General features: G+C 73.3%; 27 protein-coding genes and 3 tRNA genes. 16 read left to right on the top strand and 14 right to left on the bottom strand.

The genetic code is table 11. From position 1 onward, the window contains the following. Positions 1-261 precede the first annotated feature (261 nt). Positions 262-1,914: a citramalate synthase gene (gene cimA, locus Q6349_RS13080; RefSeq protein WP_304604419.1), complete on the top strand. Its 1,653-nt coding sequence runs from the start codon at positions 262-264 to the stop codon at positions 1,912-1,914. A 101-nt stretch (positions 1,915-2,015) separates the two neighbouring features. Continuing rightward, on the top strand, positions 2,016-3,104 hold the full coding sequence (locus Q6349_RS13075; RefSeq protein ID WP_304604418.1) for a biotin/lipoate A/B protein ligase family protein: 1,089 nt from the start codon (positions 2,016-2,018) through the stop codon (positions 3,102-3,104). A gap of 5 nt (positions 3,105-3,109) precedes the next feature. Here Q6349_RS13075 and Q6349_RS13070 read toward each other — a convergent pair whose 3' ends face one another. Further along, positions 3,110-3,859, bottom strand: coding sequence for a YggS family pyridoxal phosphate-dependent enzyme (locus Q6349_RS13070; RefSeq protein WP_304604417.1), 750 nt, complete (start codon positions 3,857-3,859; stop codon positions 3,110-3,112). Positions 3,860-3,941: 82 nt separating this feature from the next. Here Q6349_RS13070 and Q6349_RS13065 point away from each other — a divergent pair, with 82 nt between their 5' ends. After that, entirely contained in the window at positions 3,942-4,343 is a 402-nt protein-coding gene (locus Q6349_RS13065; protein ID WP_171247265.1) for a YccF domain-containing protein, read from the top strand. A gap of 45 nt (positions 4,344-4,388) precedes the next feature. On the opposite strand, the gene ybaK is transcribed toward Q6349_RS13065, so the two are convergent. Continuing rightward, positions 4,389-4,880, bottom strand: coding sequence for a Cys-tRNA(Pro) deacylase (gene ybaK, locus Q6349_RS13060; protein ID WP_171247264.1), 492 nt, complete (start codon positions 4,878-4,880; stop codon positions 4,389-4,391). Positions 4,881-4,970: 90 nt separating this feature from the next. Between ybaK and Q6349_RS13055 the strand changes: the two genes are divergently transcribed. Next, positions 4,971-5,726, top strand: a complete 756-nt coding sequence (locus Q6349_RS13055; protein ID WP_304604416.1) for a sulfite exporter TauE/SafE family protein — start codon at positions 4,971-4,973, stop codon at positions 5,724-5,726. 1 nt (position 5,727) lies between these two features. Here Q6349_RS13055 and Q6349_RS13050 read toward each other — a convergent pair whose 3' ends face one another. From Q6349_RS13050 to Q6349_RS13035, 4 genes are all read right to left on the bottom strand, one after another. Beyond that, a complete protein-coding gene (locus tag Q6349_RS13050) occupies positions 5,728-8,448 on the bottom strand; it encodes an RNA helicase (protein ID WP_304604415.1) in 2,721 nt (906 codons plus the stop codon). A gap of 156 nt (positions 8,449-8,604) precedes the next feature. Then, the gene (locus Q6349_RS13045) at positions 8,605-9,348 is read right to left on the bottom strand and encodes an aminoglycoside 3'-phosphotransferase (protein ID WP_304604414.1); all 744 of its coding nucleotides are present in this window, start codon (positions 9,346-9,348) and stop codon (positions 8,605-8,607) included. Between the two features lie 89 nt (positions 9,349-9,437). Continuing rightward, the gene (locus Q6349_RS13040) at positions 9,438-10,313 is read right to left on the bottom strand and encodes a M12 family metallo-peptidase (protein WP_304604413.1); all 876 of its coding nucleotides are present in this window, start codon (positions 10,311-10,313) and stop codon (positions 9,438-9,440) included. A 116-nt stretch (positions 10,314-10,429) separates the two neighbouring features. Continuing rightward, complete coding sequence (locus Q6349_RS13035; RefSeq protein ID WP_304604477.1) at positions 10,430-11,299, bottom strand: 3-methyladenine DNA glycosylase; 870 nt, start codon at positions 11,297-11,299, stop codon at positions 10,430-10,432. Positions 11,300-11,416: 117 nt separating this feature from the next. Here Q6349_RS13035 and Q6349_RS13030 point away from each other — a divergent pair, with 117 nt between their 5' ends. Further along, a complete protein-coding gene (locus Q6349_RS13030) occupies positions 11,417-11,581 on the top strand; it encodes a hypothetical protein (RefSeq protein WP_171247259.1) in 165 nt (54 codons plus the stop codon). Positions 11,582-11,622: 41 nt separating this feature from the next. After that, positions 11,623-12,459, top strand: coding sequence for a PhzF family phenazine biosynthesis protein (locus Q6349_RS13025; protein ID WP_304604412.1), 837 nt, complete (start codon positions 11,623-11,625; stop codon positions 12,457-12,459). A gap of 6 nt (positions 12,460-12,465) precedes the next feature. Here the strand turns inward: Q6349_RS13025 and Q6349_RS13020 are convergent, their stop codons facing one another. Further along, complete coding sequence (locus Q6349_RS13020) at positions 12,466-12,729, bottom strand: 2TM domain-containing protein (RefSeq protein WP_304604476.1); 264 nt, start codon at positions 12,727-12,729, stop codon at positions 12,466-12,468. 89 nt (positions 12,730-12,818) lie between these two features. Continuing rightward, entirely contained in the window at positions 12,819-13,961 is a 1,143-nt protein-coding gene (locus Q6349_RS13015) for a heparan-alpha-glucosaminide N-acetyltransferase domain-containing protein (protein WP_304604411.1), read from the bottom strand. Positions 13,962-14,187: 226 nt separating this feature from the next. Here Q6349_RS13015 and Q6349_RS13010 point away from each other — a divergent pair, with 226 nt between their 5' ends. Next, entirely contained in the window at positions 14,188-15,006 is an 819-nt protein-coding gene (locus Q6349_RS13010; protein ID WP_304604475.1) for a class I SAM-dependent methyltransferase, read from the top strand. A 92-nt stretch (positions 15,007-15,098) separates the two neighbouring features. Here the strand turns inward: Q6349_RS13010 and Q6349_RS13005 are convergent, their stop codons facing one another. After that, positions 15,099-15,641: a DUF4190 domain-containing protein gene (locus Q6349_RS13005; RefSeq protein ID WP_304604410.1), complete on the bottom strand. Its 543-nt coding sequence runs from the start codon at positions 15,639-15,641 to the stop codon at positions 15,099-15,101. Between the two features lie 98 nt (positions 15,642-15,739). On the opposite strand from Q6349_RS13005, the gene Q6349_RS13000 reads away from it, so the two are divergent. The 7 genes from Q6349_RS13000 (at position 15,740) to Q6349_RS12970 (ending at position 19,990) form a co-directional block, all read left to right on the top strand. Next, complete coding sequence (locus Q6349_RS13000; RefSeq protein WP_304604409.1) at positions 15,740-16,525, top strand: fumarylacetoacetate hydrolase family protein; 786 nt, start codon at positions 15,740-15,742, stop codon at positions 16,523-16,525. A gap of 18 nt (positions 16,526-16,543) precedes the next feature. Then, on the top strand, positions 16,544-17,185 hold the full coding sequence (locus Q6349_RS12995; RefSeq protein ID WP_304604408.1) for a bifunctional 2-polyprenyl-6-hydroxyphenol methylase/3-demethylubiquinol 3-O-methyltransferase UbiG: 642 nt from the start codon (positions 16,544-16,546) through the stop codon (positions 17,183-17,185). 46 nt (positions 17,186-17,231) lie between these two features. Further along, the gene (gltX, locus tag Q6349_RS12990) at positions 17,232-18,683 is read left to right on the top strand and encodes a glutamate--tRNA ligase (protein WP_304604407.1); all 1,452 of its coding nucleotides are present in this window, start codon (positions 17,232-17,234) and stop codon (positions 18,681-18,683) included. Further along, entirely contained in the window at positions 18,680-19,435 is a 756-nt protein-coding gene (locus Q6349_RS12985) for an HAD family hydrolase (protein WP_304604406.1), read from the top strand. The genes gltX and Q6349_RS12985 overlap by 4 nt, the downstream gene beginning before the upstream one ends. A gap of 184 nt (positions 19,436-19,619) precedes the next feature. After that, positions 19,620-19,691, top strand: a tRNA-Gln gene (locus Q6349_RS12980). A 98-nt stretch (positions 19,692-19,789) separates the two neighbouring features. Continuing rightward, a tRNA-Glu gene (locus Q6349_RS12975) sits at positions 19,790-19,862 on the top strand. A 55-nt stretch (positions 19,863-19,917) separates the two neighbouring features. Continuing rightward, a tRNA-Glu gene (locus Q6349_RS12970) sits at positions 19,918-19,990 on the top strand. A gap of 80 nt (positions 19,991-20,070) precedes the next feature. Here Q6349_RS12970 and Q6349_RS12965 read toward each other — a convergent pair. The 3 genes from Q6349_RS12965 to Q6349_RS12955 all read right to left on the bottom strand — a co-directional run bounded on the left by Q6349_RS12965 (position 20,071) and on the right by Q6349_RS12955 (position 21,849). Then, on the bottom strand, positions 20,071-20,865 hold the full coding sequence (locus tag Q6349_RS12965) for a PH domain-containing protein (protein WP_304604405.1): 795 nt from the start codon (positions 20,863-20,865) through the stop codon (positions 20,071-20,073). Then, positions 20,862-21,029, bottom strand: coding sequence for a hypothetical protein (locus Q6349_RS12960; protein ID WP_171247249.1), 168 nt, complete (start codon positions 21,027-21,029; stop codon positions 20,862-20,864). The genes Q6349_RS12965 and Q6349_RS12960 overlap by 4 nt, the downstream gene beginning before the upstream one ends. Before the next feature lie 100 nt (positions 21,030-21,129). Next, positions 21,130-21,849 (bottom strand): IclR family transcriptional regulator, encoded by a 720-nt coding sequence (locus Q6349_RS12955; RefSeq protein ID WP_171247248.1) that lies wholly within the window; start codon positions 21,847-21,849, stop codon positions 21,130-21,132. Positions 21,850-21,979: 130 nt separating this feature from the next. Between Q6349_RS12955 and leuC the strand changes: the two genes are divergently transcribed. Both leuC and leuD read left to right on the top strand, forming a co-directional pair. Continuing rightward, entirely contained in the window at positions 21,980-23,455 is a 1,476-nt protein-coding gene (gene leuC, locus Q6349_RS12950) for a 3-isopropylmalate dehydratase large subunit (protein ID WP_171247247.1), read from the top strand. A 35-nt stretch (positions 23,456-23,490) separates the two neighbouring features. After that, the gene (gene leuD, locus Q6349_RS12945; RefSeq protein WP_171247246.1) at positions 23,491-24,129 is read left to right on the top strand and encodes a 3-isopropylmalate dehydratase small subunit; all 639 of its coding nucleotides are present in this window, start codon (positions 23,491-23,493) and stop codon (positions 24,127-24,129) included. On the opposite strand, the gene Q6349_RS12940 is transcribed toward leuD, so the two are convergent. Both Q6349_RS12940 and Q6349_RS12935 read right to left on the bottom strand, forming a co-directional pair. Further along, positions 24,122-24,529, bottom strand: a complete 408-nt coding sequence (locus Q6349_RS12940) for a GntR family transcriptional regulator (protein ID WP_304604404.1) — start codon at positions 24,527-24,529, stop codon at positions 24,122-24,124. The two genes, leuD and Q6349_RS12940, sit on opposite strands and share 8 nt — an antisense overlap. Continuing rightward, the gene (locus Q6349_RS12935) at positions 24,526-25,458 is read right to left on the bottom strand and encodes a hypothetical protein (protein WP_304604403.1); all 933 of its coding nucleotides are present in this window, start codon (positions 25,456-25,458) and stop codon (positions 24,526-24,528) included. The genes Q6349_RS12940 and Q6349_RS12935 overlap by 4 nt, the downstream gene beginning before the upstream one ends. Positions 25,459-25,496: the final 38 nt, after the last annotated feature.

Here is a 25,496-nt window from a genome sequence, read left to right as displayed (position 1 = left end):
CTAGCGGGACTTACGGCGACATGCAATCAAAAGGTGACCAACTTTGGTTAGAACTGGCGAGGGGTGTCCGCGGCTCGGACGGGGCTGACCGATGGGTGGCCACCTGTGGCACCATGTGACGTATGACTCACGCACGGCGGTGCGACCAGCGCCGTCACTGCCTCATTAGCTAGCGCGTCCGGTGCACCCCCGCCGGACGCGCAGACCTTCCGTACCCGGAGGGTCTTTTTTGTTGCCGCCACCGCACCTACGGAGCCACCGATGGCCACCGCACCGTTCCATGTGTACGACACCACCCTGCGCGACGGCGCCCAGCAGGAGGGCATGAACCTGTCCGTCGCGGACAAGCTCGCGATCGCGCCGCTGCTGGACGAGCTCGGCGTCGGCTTCATCGAGGGCGGCTGGCCCGGCGCGATCCCCAAGGACACCGAGTTCTTCCGGCGTGCGGCCAAGGAGCTCGAGCTGAAGAACGCCGTGCTGGCGGCCTTCGGAGCCACCCGGCGCGCGGGTTCCCGGGCGTGGGACGACCCGCAGGTGCGCGCCCTGCTCGACTCCGAGGCTCCCGTGGTGACGCTCGTGGCCAAGTCCGACGTCCGGCACGTCGAGCGGGCGCTGCGCACGACGCCGGACGAGGGGCTGGCGATGATCACCGACACCGTGCAGTTCCTCGTGGGGGAGGGGCGCCGCGTCGTGGTGGACGCCGAGCACTTCTTCGACGGCTACCGGTACGACCCGGCCTACACGCGGTCCGCGGTCGCGGCGGCGTTCGAGGCCGGTGCCGAGGTGGTCGCGCTGTGCGACACCAACGGCGGCATGCTGCCGGACTGGGTCACCGACGTCGTCGAGGAGCTGCGGACCGGGCTCGACCTGCCGCACGGCCGCGACGCCCTGCCGGGGGACCCGCTGCTCGGCATGCACGCGCACAACGACTCCGGCTGCGCCGTGGCCAACACGCTGGCCGCCGTCGCCGCCGGGTGCGCGCACGTGCAGGGCACCGTCAACGGCTACGGCGAGCGCACCGGGAACGTGGACCTGGTGTCCGTCGTCGCGAACCTCGCGCTCAAGCGCGGCCTGCCGACCCTCGCCGGCGACGGGCTGGCCGACTCGACCCGCATCGCGCACGCCGTCGCCGAGATCACCAACATCGCGCCCTACACCCGCCAGCCGTACGTCGGGGCCAGCGCGTTCGCGCACAAGGCCGGCCTGCACGCCAGCGCCATCAAGATCGACCCGGACCTGTACCAGCACATCGACCCCACGGCCGTGGGCAACGACATGCGGATGCTGGTCTCCGACATGGCCGGGCGGGCGTCGGTCGAGCTCAAGGGCCGCGAGCTGGGGTTCGACCTGGCCGGCCAGGGAGAGCTGCTGACCCGCGTGACCAACCGCGTCAAGGACGCCGAGGCGCAGGGCTACACGTTCGACGCCGCCGACGCGTCGTTCGAGCTCATCCTGCGCGAGGAGCTCACCGGGCAGCGGCCCGCCTACTTCCGGGTCGAGTCGTGGCGCGCGATCGTCGAGACCACGGGCGGGCGCGGCGGCGTGCCGGACGCCGACCAGCGGGACGCCGAGGCGCTGGCCGAGGCGACGGTCAAGCTGCACGCCGGTGGCGAGCGCATCGTGGTCACCGGGGAGGGCAACGGTCCGGTCAACGCCCTGGACCAGGCCCTGCGGCATGCCCTGCGGAAGGTCTACCCGACCATCGAGACCTTCGAGCTGGTGGACTTCAAGGTGCGGATCATGGACGCCGAGCACGGCACGGACGCCACCACCCGGGTGCTGGTCGAGACCACGGACGGCCACCACACGTGGTCGACCGTGGGGGTCGGGCCCAACATCATCGAGGCCGCCTGGGAGGCGCTCATCGACGCCCACGTCTACGGGCTGCTGCACGCCGACGTCGAGCCGCGCTGACTCCTCTCCCGTTGTGGGCATGAGATCTGCAGCTCCGGGCGCACCCGGAGCTGCAGATCTCATGCCCACAACGGTCCGCGCGGGGCGGTTAGGCTGGCGGGGTGCATGGTGAGTACAAGGTCCCGGGCGGCAAGCTCGTCGCGGTCGACCTTGCGGTCGACGAGTCCACCGGCTACGGCGTCCTGACGGACGTGCGCGTGTCGGGCGACTTCTTCCTCGAACCCGACGAGGCGCTGGGCGTCATCGACACCGCCCTGAGCGGGCTGCCGGCCACGACCGGCACCGGCGAGCTCGCGCGCACCGTCACCGAGGCGCTGGAGAAGGCCGAGCAGGGCGGGGAGATCGCCGGACCCGTGGCGATGGTCGGCTTCGACGCCCGGGCCGTGGCCGTCGCCGTGCGGCGCGCGCTGGGCCTGGCCACGACGTGGGAGGACCACACCTTCGAGGTGCTGCGCCCCGGACCCCTGCCCCCGCGCACGCTCGCCGCGCTCGACCAGGTGCTCACCGAGGAGCTCGCGGCCGGCCGCCGCGGCCCGACCCTGCGGTTCTGGGACTGGGACGAGCGGGCCGTGTTCATCGGTTCCTTCCAGTCCTACCGCAACGAGATCGACGAGGACGGCGTCGCCGAGCACGACGTGACCGTCGTGCGACGCATCTCCGGCGGCGGCGCGATGTTCATGGAAGCGGGCAACTGCGTCACGTTCTCCCTGGTCGTGCCCGGCTCACTCGTCGACGGGATGAGCTTCGAGCAGTCCTACGCGTTCCTGGACACCTGGGTGCTCGGCGCCCTGGGCGAGCTGGGTGTGGAGGCGTACTTCAGCGGCATGAACGACGTCGCCTCACCCGGCGGCAAGCTCGCCGGGTCCGCGCAGAAGCGGCTGGCGGGGGGAGCGGTGCTGCACCACATGACGATGGCCTACGACATCGACGCCGACAAGATGATGCAGGTGCTGCGCATCGGCCGGGAGAAGATGTCCGACAAGGGCACCCGCAGCGCGAACAAGCGCGTCGACCCGCTGCGCTCGCAGACCGGCATGACGCGCGACGACGTCGTCGAGGCGTTCGCGGTGTACTTCGCCGAGCGGCACCGGACCGAGGCCTCCGACCTGCGCCCCGAGGAGCTCGAGCGGGCCGAGGACCTGGTGCGCACCAAGTTCGACACCGCCGAGTGGATCCACCGGGTGCCCTGAGCCGGTCAGGCGGGTGGGCGCGCGCCGAAGACGGCGGTGCCGACCCGCACGACGGTGGCCCCCTCGGCGACCGCGAGCTCGAGGTCCGTCGACATCCCCATCGACAGCTCCCGGGCGTCCTCGGTGGCGGGCGTGCCACCGGCCACGACCTCGTCGCGGACCGCGCGCAGCCGGGCGAACCCGGCACGGACCTCGTCCTCGTCGGGGGTGTTCGCCCCGATGGTCAGGAACCCGGTCAGGTGCAGCCCCTCCAGCGCCGCGACGGCGGTCGCGAGCTCGACGGCCTCCGCCGGCGCCACCCCGGACTTGGACCCCTCGCCGGAGACGTTGACCTGCACCATGACGTCCAGCGTCCGGCCGTCGCGCACGCAGCGCCGCGCCACCGCCTCCGCGAGGGAGAGCCGGTCCACGGCGGCCAGCCCCGTGACGGTCGGCAGCATCTGGTTGATCTTGTTGCGCTGCAGCGTCCCGATCATGTGCACCTCGAGCCGGCCGGCCGCGACCAGGTCGGCCAGCGCCGGCGCCTTGGCGACCAGCTCCTGGACCCGGTTCTCCCCGACGAGCACCGGCCGGTCGTCCCCCCGCGCGGCCGCCAGGTCGGCGGCGGCGTGGACGGCCGCGAGGACGGTCCCGGCGTCCTGGGTCTTGGTGGCCAGCATCAGCCGGACGTCGTCGGGGCGCCGGCCCGCCGCGGTGGCGGCGTCGTCGATCCGTGCGCGTACCCGGGCGATCCGGTCGGGGAGGTCGGACGGCATGGCGCCCAGTGTAGGAACCTCCGGGGCAGGATCAGGGACCTCCCGGATGCCCTGCCCGGTCCCACGGGGCACAATCGACGGCGTGAAAGCGATCCTCAACGTCATCTGGCTCGTCCTGTCGGGCTTCTGGCTCGCGATCGGGTACGCCGCCGCGGGCATCATCTGCTGCCTGCTCATCGTGACGATCCCCTGGGGGATCGCCTCGTTCCGCATCGCCGGCTACGCCCTGTGGCCGTTCGGCCGCACCGTCGTGGACCGCCCCGGCGCCGGCGGCTGGTCCGTGCTGGGCAACATCATCTGGATCGTCGTCGCGGGCTGGTGGCTGGCCCTCGGGCACGTCGTCACCGCGATCCCGCTGTTCGTGTCGATCATCGGGATCCCGCTCGGCATCGCCAACCTCAAGATGATCCCGATCTCCCTGCTGCCGCTCGGCAAGGACATCGTCTCCACCGACACCCGGTACCCGACCTACCAGCCCTCCTGACGCCGTCCGTCCCCGCCCCGGCACCGGGCCGCCCGGGGGCCGGCCTCACCGGGCCAGGGGAGCGGTGGTGGCGCCGGTGAGCCGCACCAGGTCCGCGGGGGCGAGGGAGAGGTCCAGGCCGCGCCGACCGCCCGAGACGTAGACGACCGCCAGCGACGTCGCGGAGGCGTCCAGGACCGTGACCAGGCGGGTGCGCTGCCCCAGCGGCGAGATGCCGCCGGCGACGTAGCCGGTGGCGCGCTCGGCCCGGGCGACCGGCGCCATCACCGCCTTCTTGCCGCCGACGGCGCGGGCGAGCGCCTTGAGGTCGAGCTCGCCCGTCACGGGGACCACGGCGACCACCAGCTCGCCGTCGACGTCGGCGACGAGCGACTTGAACACCTGCTCGGGCGGGACGCCGATCGCCCGGGCCGCCTCGAGCCCGTAGCCCAGGGTGCTGCGGGGGTCGTGGTCGTACGGGTGCAGCCCGTGCGGGATCCCGGCCCTCTCCAGGGCGAGCACGGCGAGGGTCGGTGCGCTGTTCCTCCGGCGTGTCACGCGGCCAGTGTGCCCGACGACTCGCCGGCGGGCAGGTCCGCCCCACGGCACGGTCCGGCCCGCCCGCCCCGCTCGGCGTACGGTGGGGCCGTGCTCGCCCTCCTCGTCCTGGCCATCCTCGTCGGTGGCGTCCTGCAGCGGGTCTCGGGGATGGGGTTCGGCCTGGTGGCCGGACCGTTCATCGTGCTGATCGTCGGGCCGCTCGAGGGCGTGCTGTTCGTCAACCTGGCCGGTGCGACCGCGTCGACCCTCATCCTCGGCCGCGTGGTCCGGGACGTGGAGTGGCGCAAGTTCGCGTGGCTGACCCTGTCGTCGCTGGTCGTCACCGTCCCCGCCGCCCTCGCGCTGCGGGAGGTCAGCGCCCCCGCCCTCGAGGTGACGATCGGGGCGTTCGTCGTGGCCGCGATGACGTTGGCGGTGGTGACGACCCGGCTGCGCCGCGAGGGCCGGCACCCGGTGGACGCCGCGGCGGGCTGGCCGCTCGCCGTGACGGGGACGGCCAGCGGGATCGGTTCGGTGGCGGCCGGTATCGGCGGGCCGCCGGTCGCGGTCTACGCGGTGCTCAGCGGCTGGGACCCGAAGCGGTTCGCCGCCACGGCCCAGCCCTTCTTCGCGGCGAACGCGCTGGCGGCCATGGTGGCCAAGCTGGTGCTCTCCGACGCCTCGTTCCCGTCCATGGCGCCCTGGCAGTGGGTCGTGCTCATGGTCTCGATCCTCGCCGGGCTCGTGGTCGGGGACCGGCTCGCCCCGCGGGTCTCGGCGACCGCGACGCGGCGGGTGCTCATCGTGCTCGCCTACGTCGGCGGTCTCGCGACGCTGGTGCGCGGCCTGACCGGCCTGGTGTGAGCTACAGACGCCCGACCGCGAGGACCTCGAGGACCGGACGGCCCGCCTCGTCGGAGGCCGGCAGGTCCACCAGCGCGGTGATCGCCCAGTCGCGGTCGCCGTTCGCGTCGTCCAGGATCTGACGGACCCACCAGGTGTCGGCCGGCACGGTCGAGGCGTCCGACGGCGGGGCGCCGGCGGGCAGGGCGGCCCCGGGCTCCAGCATGGTCAGCAGCGCGGCCGAGCGGGCGTCCGCCCCGAAGCCGATCGCGTCGTCGCCCTGGGTCTCGAAGAGGTCCTCCAGCGCGTCGGCCCAGGCGTCCCCGTCCCAGCCGGAGGCCTTGTCGAGGGTCTCCAGGGCGTCGTAGTCCTCCCGGGCGGCGAGCTCGACCCGGCGGAACATGGCGTTGCGCACGAGCCGGCGGAACGAGCGGGGGTTGCCGGTGACCGGGCGGGCGGGCGCCTCGGCGCCCGCCTCGGCGAGCTCGCCCTCCACCACGGTGTCGGCGTCGTCGTCGACGGGGTTCTGCAGCCGCTCCCACTCGTCCAGCAGCGAGGAGTCGACGCCGCGCACCAGCTCGCCGAGCCACTCGACGACCTCGGCGACCTCCTCGGTGCGGTGCTCCTCGGGCACGACCTGACGCACCGCGCGGTAGGCGTCGGCGAGGTAGCGCAGCACCACGCCCTCGGTGCGCTCCAGGCCGTAGGTGCTGACCATCTCGGCGAAGGTCATCGCCTGCTCGAGCATGTCGCGCACCACGGCCTTCGGGGCCAGCTCGGCCCCGGCGACCCACGGGTTGGACTGCTTGTACTGCGCGAACGCGGGTTCGAGCAGGTCCGCGAGCGGCTTCGGCCAGGACACCTCCTCGAGCAGCTCCATGCGCTCGTCGTACTCGATGCCCTCGGCCTTCATCTCGGCGACGGCCTCGCCGCGCGCCTTCTTCTGCTGGCCGAACAGGATCTGGCGCGGGTCGTCGAGCGTGGCCTCGATGACCGAGACGACGTCGAGGGCGTGCGTGGGGGAGTCGACGTCGAGCAGGTCCATGGCCGCCAGCGCGAACGGCGACAGCGGGGCGTTGAGCGCGAAGTCCCGCGGCAGGTCCACGACCAGCCGCACGCTCGGGCGGTAGCCCGCGGGGCGGGTGTCGTCGGGGACGCGGACCCTCTCCACGACGCCGGCCACCCGCAGCGAGCGGTAGATGCGCAGCGCCTGGCGCACGTGGCCGGCCTGCTGGGCGGCGGTGTCGTGGTTGGCGGTCAGCAGGTGGCGCATCGCCTCGACCGGGTCGGCGGCGGCGCCGTCGCCCGTCCCCCGGGTGCGGGCCAGCACGTTGAGCACCATCGCGTGGTTGACGTGGAACTGGCTGGCCAGCGGCTCCGGCGGGGCGTCGCGCAGGCGGTCGAAGGTCGACTCGGTCCAGTTGACCGCGCCGGACGGGGCCTTCTTGCGCACGATCTTTTTCTTCTTCTTCGGGTCGTCCCCGGCCTTGGCGAGGGCCTTGCGGTTCTCGATGACGTGCTCGGGCGCCATGACCAGCACCTCGCCGAGGGTGTCGTAGCCCGCGCGACCGGCTCGGCCGGCGATCTGGTGGAACTCCCGAGCCGTCAGATGGCGCATGCGCTCGCCGTCGAACTTCACCAGCGACGTCATGAGCACGGTGCGGATCGGCACGTTGATGCCCACGCCCAGGGTGTCGGTGCCGCAGACGACCTTGAGCAGCCCCTTCTGGGTGAGGCGCTCCACGAGCCGGCGGTACTTGGGCAGCATCCCGGCGTGGTGCACCCCGACGCCGGCGCGCAGGTACTTGGACAGGATCTTGCCGAACCCGGTGCCGAACCGGAACGCGCCGATCTCGTCGACGATCGCCTGCTTCTCCTCCTTGGAGGCGAGCTTGGTGCTCAGCAGGGCCTGGGCCCGGTCGACGGCGTCCTTCTGGGTGAAGTGCACGACGTACACCGGGGCACGGTGGGTGTGCACGAGCTCCTCGATGACCTCGGGCAGCGGCTCCTGGACGTAGGAGAACTCCAGCGGGACCGGCCGCTCGGCGCCGGTGACCTCGGCGACGTCACGGCCGGTGCGCTCGGTGAGGTCCTCCCGCAGCCGTGTGGTGTCGCCGAGCGTGCCGGACATCAGCAGGAACTGGGTGTGCGGCAGCTCGAGCAGCGGCACCTGCCAGGCCCAGCCACGCTGCGGGTCGCCGTAGAAGTGGAACTCGTCCATGACGACCTGGCCGATGAAGTCGTCGTCGCCCGGGCTCCCGGCCCCGTTGCGCAGCGCGAGGTTCGCCAGGATCTCGGCCGTGCAGCAGATGATGGGGGCGTCGGCGTTGACCGCGCTGTCGCCGGTCATCATGCCGACGTTGCGCGACCCGAACGCGGCCACGAGGTCGAAGAACTTCTCGCTGACCAACGCCTTGAGCGGTGCCGTGTAGTAGGTGCGCCCGCCCAGGCCGGACCGCCGCGCCGCCAGCGCCGCGAACTGCGCTCCCATCGCCACCATCGACTTGCCCGACCCGGTCGGCGTCGCCAGGACGACGTGCGAGCCCGTCATGAGCTCCAGCAGCGCCTCCTCCTGGTGCGCGTACAGCGGCCGTCCGGACGCGGCCGCCCACTCGCCGAAGCCCTCGAACAGCGCGTCCGGGTCCGGGGCCTGGCCCGTCGGGGCGGGCAGGTGCGGCAGCAGGGTGCCGGCGGGGCGCGGTGCGGGCGTGACGGACGAGGAGGCGGTGTCGGTGGCAGTCATCGTGCGGTCATTCTGTCAGCAGCCCCGCATGACCCCCGACGAGCGTGCTCGTTCGGTACGTCAAGTGCTTGGTTGGGGTACCGAACGACCCTCGTTGGCGCCGGGGCGTGCGGGCGGCGGGGAGCACTCCAGGGTGCCGGTTCTCCGCAAGCCCGCTCAGCCCAGGTCCCACAGGCGGCGGTAGAAGGCGATCCGCTCCGCGTCGGGCTCGATGTCGTAGGCCGCGAAGAAGAGCGGCTCGTACCCGTCGCCGTAGTTCCAGCCCAGGCTCAGGCTTGCCGTGGCGAGGTCCGCCCACCGGTCGGCGACCCCGAGGGTGCCCAGGTCGACGTGCCCGGCCCAGGTGCCGTCGTCGGCCACCAGGGTGTTGGGGGCGCAGGCGTCGCCGTGGCAGACCACGAGACGGTCGACGGGCGGCACGGGTCCGACGTCGGCACCGACGGCGGGCTCGAGCCGCGCGACCCGGTCGGTCGCGCTCGACGAGAACGGGCAGTCCGCGACGGGCAGAGTGTCGTGCAGCGCCCGCAGCCCGGCGCCGATCGCGCGGACCGCGGTCTCGGGACGGGCCAGCCAGGTCGGGTCGACGGCGGACCGGCCCGGCAGCGCCGCCGTCGCCAGCCAGCTCCCGGTGGCGTCCTGGCCGCGGCCCAGCACACGCGGCACCCGGGTGTGCCGGCCGGCCCAGACGAGGCGTTCCGCCTCGGCGTCCAGGTCGATCTCCGGCGTCCCCGTGGGCACCCACTTGACGTACCGCTCGCCCTGGCCGCCGAAGAGCCGGAAGGTCAGGCCACCGAGGGTGTTGCGCCACACCGGGGCGACGTCGTCGGCACCGGCCAGCGCGGCCACGGCGTCCGGGACGACGACGGGTCCGCGCGGCGGGGCGGCGAGGTCGCGAGACATGTCGTGATCCTGACAGGTCGTCGACCCGGCGGCCGGGACCGCCGCGGTCGCGCACCGTGCACGCCGAGCTGGTGATCCTCGGGGCGCGCTCACAGCAGGGTGACGTGGCGCGAGCTGCGCAACGTCAGCACCTGACGGTCGTTGAGGGTCGCCCCGTGGCCGGACGGCGTCATGAGGTTCGACGTGCTGCTGCCCGAGAGAGCGCTGCCCGCCCCGCCGGTGTGCGGGAGTCCCAGGGCGTGGCCGATCTCGTGCGCGAGCGTGCGCCGCGCGCCCAGCCCGCCGTCGTCCACGGTGACGTAGTCCGTCAGCGGGCCGAGGGAGCACCCGGCCTTGCCCTCGACGTCCTCGACGACGAACGCCGTCAGCGGGGAGCCGGCGCCTGTGAGCGTGCCGACGAGGTTGCTCGCGGCCCGAGCCCGGAAGTACCCGCCCGCGTCCGTGAGGTCGTCCTGCAGCGCGCCGCCGTTGCAGCGCACCCGCCGGGCCGGCGCGGGCGCCGGCTCGGCGTCGACGGTGACGAACCGCCGACCGGCAGGGACCAGGCGGAACCGCGCCTCGCGGCGGAAGAGCTCGTCGGCGACCTCGACCGCCTCACGGACCCGTGCGCGGGCGCGCGCGGCCGACGTCCCCGTCACCGGGGCGCCGTCAGCGCCCGCGAGGACGATCACCCGGAGCCGCAGCTTCTTCATCGGCCGGACGCCCAACGCACCGAGCGCTGCTCCCGGCAGACCGACGGCGCGGTTCACCGTCTCCTGGACGACGTGGAGACCGCTTGAGCCGACCGAGCCGGCGCCCTTGCGGACGCTCCGACCGGCACGTCGCGCGACGCGCGCGGTCTTCTTCCCCGCGCGCCGGGCGCTGCGTCCGAGCGTGGTGGCCGCACCCTGGGCGCTGCGCCCGACCTTCTTCGCTGCGCTCTTCGCCTTCTTGGCGATCTTCCCGAACGTGCTGCCGAGTCCCACGGCGGGTCATCTCCTCGAGCTCGACCGGGGTCCGCGCCACGGGCCCTCTCCTGGAAGGAGGCGTCGCGGGGCTCGGGTGATACGAGAGCGCCGGTGCGACGCCGTCGCGGAGCGGTTCAGCCCTCGGCGGCGAGCAGCGCGTCGCAGACGTCCAGCAGCCGTGCCCGCAGCGCCTGCGCCCGTTCGGCGAAGGCCCGCTGGCGCCGCACGTACTCGGCCTTGCCGGCCGCCGTCTCGATCGCGACCGGTTCGACGCCGTAGGACGAGACGTCGTAGGGGGAGGCCGCCATGTCGGTGTACCGGATGTCGCGGGCCAGCTCGAAGGCGTCCAGCAGCAGCTCGCCCGGGACCGCGGGGCCGAGCTTCTGGCACCACTTGTACAGATCCATGTTCGCGTGCAGGCAGCCCGGCTGCTCCATCGCGACCTGGCGCTCGCGGGTCGGGCGGAGCTCGTTGGCGTCCCGGGCCTCCGGGGTGAAGAACCGGAAGGCGTCGTAGTGCGAGCACCCGACGCGGTGCGACTCCACGACCTCGTCCGTGCCGGACGCCCCCAGCCGCAGCGGCAGCGGGTGGCGATGGTCGCGTCCGGCCGCGGCGTCGCGGTAGACCATCGCCCACTCGTGCAGCCCGAAGCAGCCGAAGGTCCCGGTCCGACCGGCCGTGGCACCCACCAGCGACCGCACGTAGCGCACGGTGTCGCCGCGCCCGGCGAGGAACGCCGCCGTGTCCAGCGTGGCGCCCGTGCCGCCGTCGGGCAGGTCCACCGTGCGGTACCAGCGCCAGGAGGCGTGGTCGTCGGCCCCGGGCAGCACCCTGCCGGCACCCGGGTGCCAGCGCCGCAGGTGGCTCACCCGGGTGGGGTAGTAGGTGAACAGGAAGTCCTCGACGGCGTGCTTCTCGCCCCGGTCGCGGGCGGCGCGCCAGACGGCGGTGAGCGCGTCGGCACGGCGCGCGTGCGCCGCCGCGGGCTCGCGCCAGCCGTCCACGACGACGTCCCCGACGGGCTCGCGGAGAGCCTCGGGACCGGCGAGGAGAGAGGGCGGTGTCACCCGGCCAGGGTACGGCGGCCGTCGTATCGTGGAAGCAGACGGGAGGTGGTGACGATGGCCACCGTCGGCACGCAGTCGGACTTCGACCCGCACCAGGACGAGGTCGAACCCACGCCGCACGTCCCGCTGGACACGTGGGTGGAACGTCACGGCACCACGGTCGGTCTGCTGGTCGGGATCGCGGCCGTGATCGCGACCCTGCTGCGCTACGTGGACTGATCCGCGCGGCGCCGGGGGTCGTCCGGCGGTACCTTGCGGCCATGACGAGCTTCCCGTTCCGTCAGGTCGACGTCTTCGGCGACGGACCCCTGGCCGGCAACCCCGTGGCCGTGGTGCACGACGCCGGGACCTGGGACGAGCAGCGCATGGCCGCCTTCGCGCGCTGGACCAACCTGTCCGAGACCACCTTCCTGCTGCCCGCCACGCACCCCGATGCCGACTACCGGGTGCGCATCTGGACCCCGGGCGGCGAGCTCCCCTTCGCCGGGCACCCCACGCTCGGGACCGCCCACGCATGGCTCGAGGCGGGCGGGACGCCGGGTCGCGAGGACGTCGTCGTCCAGGAGTGCGGCGTCGGGCTGGTCGAGGTCTCGCGGACCGCGGACGGGTTGGCGTTCGTGGGGCCGCCGCTGCGCCGGTCGGGACCGGTCTCGCCGGCCGACCGCGAGCGGATCGTCCGGGCGCTGCGCATCCGGGACACCGACGTCGTCGACGCCGCGTGGGTCGACAACGGACCGGGCTGGGTGGGCGTCCGGCTCGCCGACGCCGCCGCGGTGCTCGCCGTCGACCCCGATCCCGCCGCGCTCGGCGGACTCGCCGTCGGCGTCGTCGGGCCGTACGGTCCGGGGGAGCCCGACGCGGACGTCGAGGTGCGCGCGTTCATCGCGGAGATCGGTGCGGCCGAGGACCCCGTGACCGGCTCGCTCAACGCCGGGCTGGGGGAGTGGCTCGCGGGCACCGTCCTGCCGACGGCCTACGTCGCCTCCCAGGGAACGGTGCTCGGTCGGCGGGGGCGCGTGCACGTGCGCCGCGACGGCGACGTCGTCCGGGTCGGTGGCTCCACGGTCACCACCGTGCGCGGCGAGGTCACCGTCTGACGAGGGTCAGCCGCCCCGACGCTCCTCGTACTTCCGGGTCAGGCGGTCCTCGACCTGCCGGCCGTCGATGAGGTACGCGAGCGCGTGGAAGGCCAGACCGACCGCCCAGGGCAGCGTGGTCCAGAAGGCCCAGTCCACCCCCGGGTCCGTGGCCAGGTCGATGGCCCACAGGAAGCCGTTGACGATCACGAAGACCCCGACGTGCCACATCAGACCCGTCGCCGCCTTCGCCCGGCGCCGTGCCGGGTCCGTGGTCTCACGGTCCGCCATGACGCTCACCCCCTCCGTCCTGCCCCGAGGCTATGCCGGTGGCCACCCGCCGCGTAGAGGCTTTCGGCCCCCGGGCGCGGGCCGAACGGTCACCGCGGGTCGGTGGTGCTGACCCGCGTCGTGGGTGGCGGGGGAGCGGTGCGTCGTGCCACCGCGGTGAACAGCCGCTCCAGCGGGCCGCGGCCCAGCCACAGCCGCCACAGCGTGGCCGTCACCAGCGAGGCCAGGATCATCACCAGCAGCGGCCCGTTCGTCGCGGACCCGATGAGGTCCCACCGCCAGATCGCCACGATCTGCAGCGAGTACACGGTCAGCGCCATCGAGCCCACCGCGGCCAGCGGGGACAGCACCCAGCCGCTGATCCGCCCCACGGACAGGCACAGCCCCACCACGGCCACCGCGAACCCACCGGTGGCCACCACCTCCAGCCAGCTGTCGTCGTGCGGGCCGGCCAGCGCCAGGTACACCGGCGTCGGCCACGGGTCGGTCCAGGACCAGCCCGGCGTGGAGGCGGCCTCCACCTGGTCGCGCACCACGAACTGGCCCCCGAACCGGTCCACGACCGCCGAGGACGCCAGCGTGCCCACCACCATGGCGCTCAGGCCGCCGATCACGAGCCCGCGGCGCAGCGCGGTCGAGGAGAGGTCGCACCGCCCGATCGCCATGCCGGCGAAGACGTAGGCCATCCAGACCACCGCCGGGTAGTGGCCGGTCAGCAGGAAGTCCGTGACGGCCCCGGACCCGTCGTCCGGCAGGTGCAGGCCTGCGCGGCTCAGGGCGACCGGGCCCCAGTACGCCACCGGCGGCCCGGCCACGGCCACCACGACCGCCGCCACGGCCAGCCGCCGCGGCCCCCACGTGAGGAACGGCAGCGCCAGCACGAAGTACGCCGCGTAGAAGCCCAGGATGAGCAGCACGCGCGTGCCGAGCAGGTCGAGGAGCGCCACGAGGGCGAGCAGGAGGACGGCCCGGACGAGCAGCCGGGCCCGCGCGTGGACCAGCACGTCACCGGCCAGGACCCGCGGGCCACCCGTGACCAGGGCGAGCGAGACGCCGGCGACCAGGGCGAACAGCACCGAGGACCGGCCGTCGGCGATGGTGAGCCAGGCCGTCGAGTCCTCGGCCACGCCGACGTGGGCGGTGAACATGCCCAGCACGGCCAGTCCGCGGGCGACGTCGAGCCCCACGACGCGTGCGGGACCGCCGAGGAGGCGCTCGCGGACCGTGGGCATGGCAGCGATCTTGCCAGCCGTCCCGTCTCGTGAGAAACGGGATGTGCTGACAGGACGTCTTCACTAGGTTGGCGCCATGAGTGATCTGCCGACGGGTTCCGAGCCCGACTTCCCGGAGCCCCCGAGCCTGGGCAGCCCGGCCGACGGCCCGAACGGGAACGCCTCCGACGAGCCGTCGGGCGCGGCCCTCTCCGACGCGATCGAGGCCCCGAGCACCCACCAGACGGTGCCGAGCCAGGAGTCGGAGTCCTACACGCACGGGCACCACGAGTCGGTGCTGCGCGCTCACCGCGCCCGGACGGCGCAGAACTCCGCCGGGTTCCTGCTGCCGCACCTCAAGGACGACATGCACCTGCTCGACGTCGGGTGCGGTCCGGGCACGGTGACGACCGATCTCGGGAGGGTCCTCGCCGGCGGGCGCGTCGTCGGCGTCGACGCCTCGGCGACGGTGCTCGAGGCGGCCCAGGCGCACGCCGACGCCCTCGGGGCGCAGAACGTCCGGTTCGAGCAGGCCAACGCCTACGAGCTCCCCTTCGACGACGACACCTTCGACGTCGTCTACGCCCACCAGCTCCTGCAGCACCTGTCCGACCCCGTCGCCGCGCTGCGCGAGATGAAGCGGGTCACCAAGCCCGGCGGTCTCGTCGCCGCCCGTGACGCCGACTACCTCGCCATGGCCTGGTACCCGGAGTCGGCCGGGCTCACCGAGTGGAACACGCTGTACCACGAGGTCACGCGCGCCTACGGGTTCGAGCCCGATGCCGGGCGTCGGCTGTTCTCCTGGGTGCTGCAGGCAGGGTTCGACGTCGCGGGCACCGTGCCCAGCGCGTCCTCGTGGTGCTACGCCACCCCGACGGACCGGGAGTGGTGGGGCCAGGTCTGGGCCGAGCGGTGCGTGGAGTCGAACTTCGCGCGGCAGGCCCAGGAGTCCCACCTTGCCGACGACGTCGCCCTCGAGCAGCTCGCCCACGACTGGCGGGCCTGGGCCCAGGCGCCGGACGGCTGGTTCGCCGTCCTGCACGGCGAGGTGCTCGCCCGGGCCTGACCAGCCGTGGCCCGGCCACGCCGTCGGACGCGGGAACGCCCGGTCCGCCAGGAGGCGGACCGGGCGTTGCCGTGCGGGCGTGCGGACCGGCGTCAGCCGTTGCCCAGCAGCTCCTCGATCTCCTCGTCGGAGTAGCCCTGCTCCTCGAGCTGGCGCTCCAGCTCCTGCTGGATCGCCGGGGCCTGCTCCTCGAGGGTCGACACGAGGAACACGTTGACGACGATCGCCAGGATGATCGCGACGACCGACAGCACCGTGCCGAACAGCGCCATGCCTCGGCCGGCCGCCGTCCCCCGCTTCGCCTGCACGAGCGCCATGATGCCCAGGACGATGCCGATGATGGCGAGGACGATGGCACCGATGTTGAGCACCGGGATCCACGAGCCGAGCACCGCGAGGATGCCGAGGACCAGCGCGGCGATCGCCAGCCCACGGCTCGGGGCCGGCCCCTGCGTGGGCGTGCCGCCGGCGTAGGGGGCGGCCGGTGCGCCCTGGGCCGCGTACGGCTGCTGGTGCCCGGCGTCGTAGCGCCCGGCGTCGCGGCGGTCGGCGTCGTGGTGCTCGGTGTCGTGGCGGTCGGGGTGGGGCGGTTCGTCGCGGTGCGGTGCGTTCGAGTCGTCGTGCGGCGTGCTCATGATGCCCCTTCGGTCGCTGAGTGTGTCGATGCAGGTTATCGGCTTCGGGGCGCCTGCGCCTCCGCCCACGGGGGCGTACGGCCGGTTAGCCTGGACCCGTGCGTATCGCGAGATTCACCACCGGTGACGACCCCCGCTTCGGCTTCGTCCAGACCGAGGGCGACAGGACCTACCTCGCCGTCCTCAGCGGCGACCCGCTGTCCATGCCGGCGATGCCGACGGGCGAGCGGATCGAGCTCGGCGACGGGGTGCGGCTGCTCTCGCCCGTGATCCCGCGCTCGAAGATCGTGGGCGTCGGCCGCAACTACATGGACCACGTCCGGGAGATGGGCGGGGAGCCGCCGACGGCGCCGCTGCTCTTCCTCAAGCCCAACACGTCCGTCGTGGGCCCGGACGACCCCGTCGTGCTGCCGGAGTGGACGACGGAGGTCTCCTACGAGGCCGAGCTCGCCGTCGTCATCGCCAAGCCGTGCAAGGACGTCGAGCCGGAGAACGCGCGCGCCTACGTGCTCGGCTACACCGTCGCCAACGACGTCACCGCCCGGGACGCCCAGCGCACCGACGACCAGTGGGCGCGGGCCAAGGGTTTCGACACGGCCTGCCCCCTCGGGCCGTGGATCGAGACCGACCTCGACCCCGAGGACGTCGGCGTGGTCTCGCGCGTCAACGGCGAGACCAAGCAGGACGGTCGCACCGCGGAGATGATCTTCGACGTCGACTACCTCATCTCCTACGCCTCCAAGGCCATGACCCTGCTGCCCGGTGACGTGCTGCTCACCGGGACCCCGGCCGGGGTGGGGCGGATCGAGGCCGGTGACCGCGTCGAGTGCGAGGTCGACGAGATCGGCGTGCTGGCCAACCCCGTGGTGCGTCGCGAGGACTGAGCGGAAAGAGGGCGTGCGATGGCGGCGTGCTGCGAGCCGCAGGGCTACGAGAAGGTCTTCGACGACCGCGAGGCACGTCGCGCCGCCGCGCGGTACGCCCGGTCCGGGCTGACCACGCTGCCGCGGCGCACGCTGGAGCTCTACCGCGACGGCGTGATCGGCGGCTCGACGCTGCTCGAGGTGGGCGGCGGCATCGGTGACTTCTCCGCCGAGATGCTCGGAGCCGGCGTGGACCGGGCCGTCTGCGTGGACATCTCCACCGGCTACGACGCCGTGGCCGCCCGCCTGCTGGCCGACGCGGGCCTGACGGGCCGGGCGAGCCGCCGCACGGGCGACCTGGTGACGCACCCGGACCTGGCCGGCCCGGCCGACGTCGTCGCCCTGCACAGCGTGGTGTGCTGCTACCCCGACGCCCGAGCGCTCGTCACCGCGGCCGCGGACCGGACACGGCGCTACCTCGTGCTGGCGTTCCCGCGGGACACCTGGTGGATGCGCGCGGCGGGTGGCGTGCTCAACGTCTACCCGCGCCTGCGGGGCAGCGACTGGCGCTTCCGGGTCCACCGGCCGGACGACGTGGCGCGTGCGGCCACCGACGCCGGGCTGCGCCTGGTGCGCGACGAGCGCTTCGCCTTCGACCACCACCTGGTCTTCGCGCGCTGAGCGGACCCCGGGCGACCCGTCGGCGTCGGACAACTAGGCTGTGCCCGTGATCCCCGCAGCTGGTACCTCCTCCGTCCGTGTCCGCTTCGCACCCTCCCCGACCGGCATGTTCCACGTCGGCGGTGCGCGCTCCGCGCTCTTCAACTGGGCCGTCGCCAAGCAGACCGGCGGCCGGTTCGTGCTGCGGATCGAGGACACCGACACCTCGCGCAACAAGCCCGAGTGGGTCGACGGCATCCTCGCGGCGCACGCGGCCCTCGGCATGCACGCCGACGACCCGACGTTCGAGGGGCCGTACTTCCAGTCGGCGAACCTCGACAAGCACCGCGAAGCGCTCCAGACCCTGCTCGCGGCCGGCAGCGCCTACTACTGCGACTGCACCCGCGACGACGTCACCGCGCGGACCGGCAGCCAGCAGTCGGGCTACGACGGGCACTGCCGCGACCGCGGGCTGACCGAGGCCCCGGGCCGGGCGCTGCGCTTCCGCACCCCGGACGAGGGCGAGACGCGCGTCGTGGACCTCATCCGTGGCAACCCCGTCTTCCCGAACGGCGCGATGGAGGACTTCGTCGTCGCGCGCGGCGACGGGTCGCCGGTCTTCCTGCTGGCCAACGTGGTCGACGACCTCGACGAGGGCATCACGCACGTCATCCGGGGCGAGGAGCACCTGTCGAACACGCCCAAGCAGCAGCTGCTGTGGATCGCGCTGGGCGCGGAGCCGCCCGTGTGGGCGCACCTGCCGGTCATCGTCAACGAGAAGCGCCAGAAGCTCTCCAAGCGCCGCGACAAGGTCGCGCTCGAGGACTACCTCGCCGAGGGCTACCTGCCCGCCGCGATGGTGAACTACCTCATGCTGCTGGGCTGGGCGCCGGGCAACGACGAGGAGATCCTGCCGTTCGAGGAGATGATCGAGCGGTTCCGCATCGAGGACGTCAACAGCGCCGCGGCGTTCTTCGACCTCAAGAAGCTCGCCGCGTTCAACGGTGAGTACATCCGCGCGCTGAGCGTCGACGAGTTCATCGCCGCCGTCGGACCGTGGCTGCGGGCCCCGCACGCCCCGTGGGCCGAGGAGCAGTTCGACCCTGCCGCCTTCGCCGCCGTCGCGCCGCTGGCCCAGTCGCGGGTCGCGCTGCTCGGCGACATCACCGACAACGTCGACTTCCTGTTCCTCGACGAGCCCGTGTTCGACGAGAAGTCCTGGAACAAGGCCATGAAGCCCGGCGCCGTCGAGCTGCTCACGGACGTGCGGGCCGCGCTGGCGACGCTCGACCCGTGGGAGGCCGAGCCGCTGAAGAACACCGTCGCCACGGCGGGGGAGTGGCACGGGATGAAGCTCGGCAAGGCGCAGGCGCCGGTCCGTGTGGCCGTCACCGGCCGCACGATCGGTCTGCCGCTCTTCGAGTCCCTGGAGGTGCTCGGTCGCGAGCGGACCCTCGGCCGGATCGACGCCGCCCTGGCCGCGCTCGCCGAGAACGCCCCGCAGGACCCGGTGCGATGACGACGTTCGGCGTCCCGCCACGCCGCGTCGACGGTGTCCTGCTCGACATCGACGACACCCTGGTGGACACGCGGGGAGCGTTCGCCGCGGCGCTGCGGGCCGTGGCGGAGGCGCACCTGCCCGAGGACGTCGACCACGGCGCGGTGCTGGACCACTGGCGCTCCGACCCGGCCGGCCACTACCGCCGCTACACGCGGGGCGAGACCGACCACCGCACGCAGCGCCGCCTGCGTGCCGACCTGCTGCACCGGACGTTCGGCGGGGGCCCGGTGGGCGAGGAGGCGTTCGACGCCTGGGACGAGCTGTTCTGGGGGACGTTCGAACGGTCGTGGCGGGCCTTCGACGACGCCGCCGGGTTCCTCGACCGGCTCCGGGCGGCGGGCGTCGACCTGGGGGTCGTCACCAACGCCGGCGTGGCGCTGCAGGAGCAGAAGCTCGCCGCCGTCGGCCTCGACCTGCCGATCCTCGTCGGCGTCGACACCCTCGGCTACGGCAAGCCGCACCCGGACGTCTTCGTCGAGGGGGCGCGGCGCCTGGGGACCCTGCCGGGTCGCACCGCCTACGTGGGGGACGAGCCGCGTGTCGACGCGACCGCCGCGCACGAGGCGGGCCTGCTGGGCGTCTGGCTGGACCGGCCGGGCGCCCGGCGCGCGGACGAGCACGACGCCGACGTCGCGGCCATGCGGGCACGGGGCATCGTCGTCGTGCCGGGGCTGGCGGCGGCGCTCCCGGACCTCGTCGGCGACGCCTGACGGGCGCGCCGCGCCGACCGCGGGCCGGTCGGTCCGGCGGCGTCGAGCGGGCGCGGCGGGCGTGACGAAGGGCACCCGTCGGCCGGTTTGGATCCGGGGCTCTCGTCCGGTAATGTTTCCGGTCGTTGGGCCACGCAGGGAACGCCGACAAAGATCGGATATGTCCCGCTTGGTCCGGACACCATGGGGTATGGTGTAATTGGCAGCACGAGTGGTTCTGGTCCACTTAGTCTAGGTTCGAGTCCTGGTACCCCAGCGCAGCGCTCTACGTCACACCTCACGAGGCCCTGATCCGGTCTCACGGTGCGCTAGAGTTCTCACCGGCGAGTCGCTCCTCGGATCGACCAACCATAGGCCCCCATCGTCTAGCGGCCTAGGACGCCGCCCTCTCACGGCGGTAACGCGGGTTCAAATCCCGCTGGGGGTACGCATCATCGTCCGTCACGGACGGTGCGCAGACTCCGTTCGCGGGGTCACGTCCGGCCCCCATCGTCTAGCGGCCTAGGACGCCGCCCTCTCACGGCGGTAACGCGGGTTCAAATCCCGCTGGGGGTACACATCGCGAAGGCCCGGTCCGACAGGACCGGGCCTTCGTCGTGCGTGGGGTGCTCACCGCCGGGACCGACCCCGGCGCGTCACAGGAACGGGTCGGGGACGGTGGTGCCGCCGGTGGAGTCCTCCGCGTCGTCGCGGCCGGAGCGCCGCCGCCGGGCGCGTCGCCACGAACGCAGCACGTCCGACGGGCCCACCGTGGCCGGCTCCTCCGTCGACGTCGGGTGGTCCTCGAGCGTGGTGGGGGACCCCGTCGCCGGTGCGGGCTCTCCGGCGGCGACCACCGGGATCTCCGCCGTGCCCGGCCGCCGGGCGGCCCGCTCGGACGGGACGATCGCGGGCGGTCGGGGTGCCGGGTCGCCCTGCGCGGACGGTGGTCTCGGCGAGAAGATCGTGTCGCAGAGGGTGCGGTAGGTCTGGTCCGCGTCGGGGACGCGGTCGATCTGCCGCAGCACCTGGTCCTGGCCGGCCGACTCCATGACGAAGCGGCCGTAACCCAGCAGCTGACCCATCAGCGTCCGTGTGTACCCCATGTCCGTGACCTTGGTCATGGGCATCATCGCCACCTTGTGGATGATGAAGCCGTAGCTGAGGAGCAGCCGCTTGTCGGTGGCGACGAACCACTCGTAGTGCCATTCGGCCCACCGCAGCACCAGGCGCGCCACGACCGGGGCCCAGAGGATCCAGACCCAGCCCACCTCGGTCGCGGAGTGCAGCCACGCCACGAGCATCGTCACGGCGATCGTCGTCACGACCGGCTCGACGAGCTTGGACCAGTGCAGGCGGGTGGCCACCGTGACCTTCTCGCCGGCCAGCACGTAGCGCCGCAGGTGCCGGTGGCGCCGGACCGCGAGCTCGGGGTCGGCGAAGCTGCTCATGACATCAGGTTCGAGACGAACTCCCCGAAGCTGGCGAACGCCCCCACGATGACGTCCCACAGGGCCTGGACGATGTCGGCGGAGCGCTCAGGGCTCGTCACGATCGCGTAGATCAGGAAGATCACGACGATCCACATCAGCACGGTCTTGGCCTTTCCCGACATCCGGTCCTCACGCCTCTCGGGTCACGAGACTGTGTTGTCCCGCTGCTGGTGAGCCTACTGACCGGGACGTGATGTTCGTGACAATCGGGTCGGCGCGCCGTCAGTCCCCGGCGCGCTGCAGCACCTCGGTCAGGCGGTTCGCCGCGGCCATCACCGAGGCCGAGTGCAGCCGGCCGGGCTGGCGCGTGAGGCGTTCCACCGGTCCGGAGACCGAGACCGCGGCGACGATCCGCCCCGACGGTCCGCGGACCGGGGCCGAGACCGACGCGACGCCGAGCTCCCGCTCGGACACGGACTGCGCCCAGCCGCGCCGGCGCACGCCGGACAGGATCGTCGCGGTGAACACCGCCTCGCGCAGCCCGCGGTGCAGGCGGTCCGGCTCCTCCCAGGCCAGCAGGACCTGGGCGGCCGAGCCGGCCTGCATGGTCAGCGTGGCGCCGACCGGGATGGAGTCGCGCAGGCCGACGGGCCGTTCGGCGGCCGCGACGCACACGCGGTGGTCGCCCTGGCGGCGGTAGAGCTGCGCGCTCTCGCCGGTGTGGTCGCGCAGCGCGGTCAGCACCGGGTTCGCCGCGGCGAGCAGCCGGTCCTCGCCCGCCGCGGTGGCGAGCTCGTTGAGCCGGGGCCCGAGCACGAACCGTCCCTGCATGTCCCGTGCGACGAACCGATGGTGCTCGAGCGCGACCGCCAGGCGGTGCGCGGTAGGTCGCGCCAGTCCGGTCGAGGCGACCAGCTGCGCGAGGGTGGCCGGACCGGCCTCCAGTGCTCCGAGTACGGACGCGGCCTTGTCCAGTACGCCGACTCCGCTAGTATCGTCCATAGGTCGATACTGACGTCTCGCGTACTGAGATTGCAAGTTCTCAGCGGGTGAGGGCTCCCGCCGTCACGTCAGAGCCCGCACGATGGAATGGACGACAGCCGCTCACGAGGCGGCGGACGAGGAGGTCGCGATGGCCGGCACGTTGGCAGAGAAGGTCTGGGAGGCGCACCTCGTGCGCCAGGGCACGGACGGAGCACCGGACCTGCTCTACATCGACCTGCACCTGGTGCACGAGGTCACGAGCCCCCAGGCCTTCGAGGGGCTGCGTCTCGCGGGACGGCCCGTCCGCCGCCCCGACCTGACCATCGCCACCGAGGACCACAACACCCCCACGCTCGACATCGACCTGCCGATCGCCGACCCCACGAGCCGGACCCAGATCGACACCCTGCGGAACAACGCCGCGGAGTTCGGCGTGCGCCTGCACTCGCTCGGCGACGCCGACCAGGGCATCGTCCACCAGGTCGGCCCGCAGCTCGGTCTCACCATGCCGGGGCTGACCGTGGTGTGCGGCGACTCACACACGTCGACGCACGGCGCTTTCGGGGCGCTCGCCTTCGGCATCGGCACCTCCGAGGTCGAGCACGTGCTGGCCACCCAGACGCTGCCGCTGGCCCCGTTCAAGACGATGGCGATCACCGTCAACGGCGACCTGCCCCCCGGCACGACGTCGAAGGACATCATCCTGGCGATCATCGCCAAGATCGGCACCGGCGGCGGCCAGGGCTACGTGCTCGAGTACCGCGGCGAGGCGATCCGCCGGCTGTCGATGGAGGCGCGGATGACCATCTGCAACATGTCCATCGAGGCCGGCGCCCGGGCGGGCATGATCGCCCCCGACGAGACCACGTTCGAGTACCTGAAGGGCCGCCCCCACGCCCCCGAGGGCGAGGACTGGGACGCCGCCGTCGAGTACTGGCGGACGCTGCGCAGCGACGACGACGCCGAGTTCGACACCGAGGTGGTGCTCGAGGCCGCCGACCTCGAGCCGTTCGTCACCTGGGGGACGAACCCCGGCCAGGGGCTGCCGCTATCCGCCTCCGTGCCCGTGCCCGCCGAGATCGCCGACGAGGGCGAGCGCGTGGCCGCCGAGCGCTCCCTGGAGTACATGGGGCTCGAGGCCGGCACTCCGCTGCGCGACATCGCCGTGGACACCGTGTTCATCGGCTCGTGCACCAACGGCCGCATCGAGGACCTGCGGTCCGTGGCGAAGGTCCTGCAGGGCCGCACCAAGGCCGACGGCGTGCGGGTGCTCGTCGTGCCCGCGTCCGCCCGCGTCCGGCTGCAGGCCGAGGCCGAGGGTCTGGACGTCGTCTTCAAGGACTTCGGGGCCGAGTGGCGCAACGCCGGGTGCTCGATGTGCCTCGGTATGAACCCCGACCAGCTGCAGCCGGGGGAGCGGGCGGCGTCGACGTCGAACCGGAACTTCGAGGGCCGCCAGGGCAAGGGCGGCCGCACGCACCTGGTCTCGCCGCTCGTCGCGGCCGCCACGGCCGTGCGCGGCACGCTGTCCTCCGTGGCCGACCTCGACCTGGGCGAGGACATCGACCTGACCACGTTCGACGGGTCCCCGCTGGCGCCGCTGACCGCGCCGTCCTTCGTCTGAGCCCGCCCCGCGTCCTTCCGACAGGAGAACCCCTTATGGAGAAGATCCTCACCCACACCGGCGTCGGGGTGCCGCTGCGCCGCAGCAACGTCGACACCGACCAGATCATCCCCGCCGTCTACCTCAAGCGGGTCACGCGCACCGGCTTCGAGGACGCCCTGTTCGCCGCCTGGCGCGGGGACGAGTCGTTCGTGCTCAACCAGGACGCCTACCGGAACGGCTCGGTGCTGGTCGCCGGCCCGGACTTCGGCACCGGCTCCTCGCGCGAGCACGCCGTCTGGGCGCTGAAGGACTACGGCTTCCGCGTCGTGCTGGCCTCCCGGTTCGCGGACATCTTTCGCGGCAACTCGGGCAAGCAGGGCCTCGTGGCCGGCGTCGTGGCCCCGGACGACATCGAGCTGCTCTGGAAGATCCTCGAGACGAAGCCGGGTACCGAGGTCACCGTCGACCTCGAGCAGCGGACCGTGCACGCCGACGACGTCACCGTGCCGTTCCAGATCGACGACTACACCCGCTGGCGGCTCATGGAGGGTCTGGACGACATCGGTCTCACCCTCCAGCACGAGGACGACATCTCCGCGTACGAGCAGTCACGGTCGTCCTGGCGCCCCACGACCCTGCCGGCCAAGCACCTGCCGAAGGTGGAGATCGAGCCGGCGCGTCCGGTCAGCTGACGTCGGAGTCCTGGCCGCGCGGTGCGGCCAGGACGCCCCGGACCACGTCGAGCACGGCCTCGTCGGTGAGGCCGGCGGCCCGCGCCTCGACGACGAGCGCGCGGGTCCGCTCGACGATCACGGGCGGCGGGACCACGGTCCCGCCGCCCGTCGTCGTCCTCCCCGGCGTGACGACGGTGCCGGTGCGCCGTCGCGAGACCACCACGCCGTCGCCCTCCAGCTCGCGGTAGGCCCGCTGCACGGTGCCCACCGCGATACCGAGGTCGTGGGCCAGGGCGCGGGAGGCCGGCAGCCGGTCCCCGGGCCGGAGCGTGCCCACCGCGACGGCAGCGGCGACCTGGGCCCGGATCTGCTCGTAGGCCGGGACGGGAGAGCCGAGGTCGACGACGACGTCGCTCATGCGACGGCCGCGTCCGCCGGGGTCGCGGGGTCGGGCGCCTGCCGCGGGGCCACGGTCACGAGACCCGCGACGACCGAGGCGAGCAGGATCGCGCCACCGGCCAGGGCCAGGGCGGTGCCGACGGCGACCAGTCCGTGCGGCGACGCCCCGTTCAGCAGCAGGGAGCTTCCCGCGTTCCGCAGTGCCATGCCGCCGACGGCGAGCACGCCCCCGAGCGTGACGCCGAGGCAGAGCTGGACCGCACCCAGCAGGCGCGCGGTGCTCGTGGCCCGCACGGCGTCGTCGTGGTGCCCCGGGACCCCGTGCAGCGGCGGCCGTCGGACGATCGTGGCGAGTGCGAGGCCGGTCACCCCGAGGGTGATCAGGACGGCGACGAGCAGGGGACCGCCGTAGGGCCATCCGGGGTAGGGGCCGGTGGCGCCGCTCAGGGTCCCGCCGTCGGCGAGGGCGACCGGTCCGGTCGGGAACGCGCGGCCCGTCGGGTCGGCCGTGAGGCCGAACCCGACCAGCGTCGCGGCGAGGCATCCCGCGGTCATGACCATCAGGCGCAGGCGTGCTCCGCCGAGCGTGCGTGCGGTGCGGCGTCGCAGCGGGGCGCTGCGGACCTCGCCGCGCGGCCGGGGCCAGGTCAGCTCACCGACGCCGCGCACGGCGGCGAACGTGGCCGCGACGGCGCAGGGGCTGAGCGCCTGCAGCAGCCCCGGGGCCGGCGTGGCCGGCTGCCAGGTCACCGGCTGTGCGAGGAGCACACCCGCGCACACCGCGGCGGCGAGCAGCGCCGCGGTGGACACCAGCAGCTCGTGGCGCCGGGCCGCGAGGGTGGGCTCGCCGACGTCGGTGGGCCGGCGCCGGAACCACAGCACGGCGCTCACGAGCAGCGCGGGCACGGCGGCCGCGGCCACCCCCAGCGCCAGGACGACGACCGCCACGGGAACCTCCCTGTTCGCTCAATGAGTCAACACATTGA

Source organism: Isoptericola sp. 178 (genome assembly GCF_030586525.1).
In the GTDB taxonomy this organism is placed as follows: Bacteria; Actinomycetota; Actinomycetes; order Actinomycetales; family Cellulomonadaceae; genus Isoptericola; species Isoptericola sediminis.
Note: the sequence above shows the minus strand (reverse complement) of the source record. Positions and strands in the feature narration are given on the sequence as shown.

Bases quoted from the DNA above. Each gene is read 5' to 3' on its own strand.
- Q6349_RS12955 (WP_171247248.1), bottom strand. From the start codon at position 21,849: ATGGACGATACTAGCGGAGTCGGCGTACTGGACAAGGCCGCGTCCGTA.
- leuD (WP_171247246.1), top strand. From the start codon at position 23,491: ATGGAGAAGATCCTCACCCACACCGGCGTCGGGGTGCCGCTGCGCCGC.
- Q6349_RS13020 (WP_304604476.1), bottom strand. From the start codon at position 12,729: ATGGCGGACCGTGAGACCACGGACCCGGCACGGCGCCGGGCGAAGGCG.
- cimA (WP_304604419.1), top strand. From the start codon at position 262: ATGGCCACCGCACCGTTCCATGTGTACGACACCACCCTGCGCGACGGC.
- Q6349_RS13045 (WP_304604414.1), bottom strand. From the start codon at position 9,348: ATGTCTCGCGACCTCGCCGCCCCGCCGCGCGGACCCGTCGTCGTCCCG.
- Q6349_RS13025 (WP_304604412.1), top strand. From the start codon at position 11,623: ATGACGAGCTTCCCGTTCCGTCAGGTCGACGTCTTCGGCGACGGACCC.
- Q6349_RS12995 (WP_304604408.1), top strand. From the start codon at position 16,544: ATGGCGGCGTGCTGCGAGCCGCAGGGCTACGAGAAGGTCTTCGACGAC.
- Q6349_RS13015 (WP_304604411.1), bottom strand. From the start codon at position 13,961: ATGCCCACGGTCCGCGAGCGCCTCCTCGGCGGTCCCGCACGCGTCGTG.
- Q6349_RS13030 (WP_171247259.1), top strand. From the start codon at position 11,417: ATGGCCACCGTCGGCACGCAGTCGGACTTCGACCCGCACCAGGACGAG.
- Q6349_RS12960 (WP_171247249.1), bottom strand. From the start codon at position 21,029: ATGTCGGGAAAGGCCAAGACCGTGCTGATGTGGATCGTCGTGATCTTC.
- Q6349_RS12985 (WP_304604406.1), top strand. From the start codon at position 18,680: ATGACGACGTTCGGCGTCCCGCCACGCCGCGTCGACGGTGTCCTGCTC.
- Q6349_RS12965 (WP_304604405.1), bottom strand. From the start codon at position 20,865: ATGAGCAGCTTCGCCGACCCCGAGCTCGCGGTCCGGCGCCACCGGCAC.
- Q6349_RS12940 (WP_304604404.1), bottom strand. From the start codon at position 24,529: ATGAGCGACGTCGTCGTCGACCTCGGCTCTCCCGTCCCGGCCTACGAG.
- leuC (WP_171247247.1), top strand. From the start codon at position 21,980: ATGGCCGGCACGTTGGCAGAGAAGGTCTGGGAGGCGCACCTCGTGCGC.
- Q6349_RS13005 (WP_304604410.1), bottom strand. From the start codon at position 15,641: ATGAGCACGCCGCACGACGACTCGAACGCACCGCACCGCGACGAACCG.
- Q6349_RS13070 (WP_304604417.1), bottom strand. From the start codon at position 3,859: ATGCCGTCCGACCTCCCCGACCGGATCGCCCGGGTACGCGCACGGATC.
- Q6349_RS13050 (WP_304604415.1), bottom strand. From the start codon at position 8,448: ATGACTGCCACCGACACCGCCTCCTCGTCCGTCACGCCCGCACCGCGC.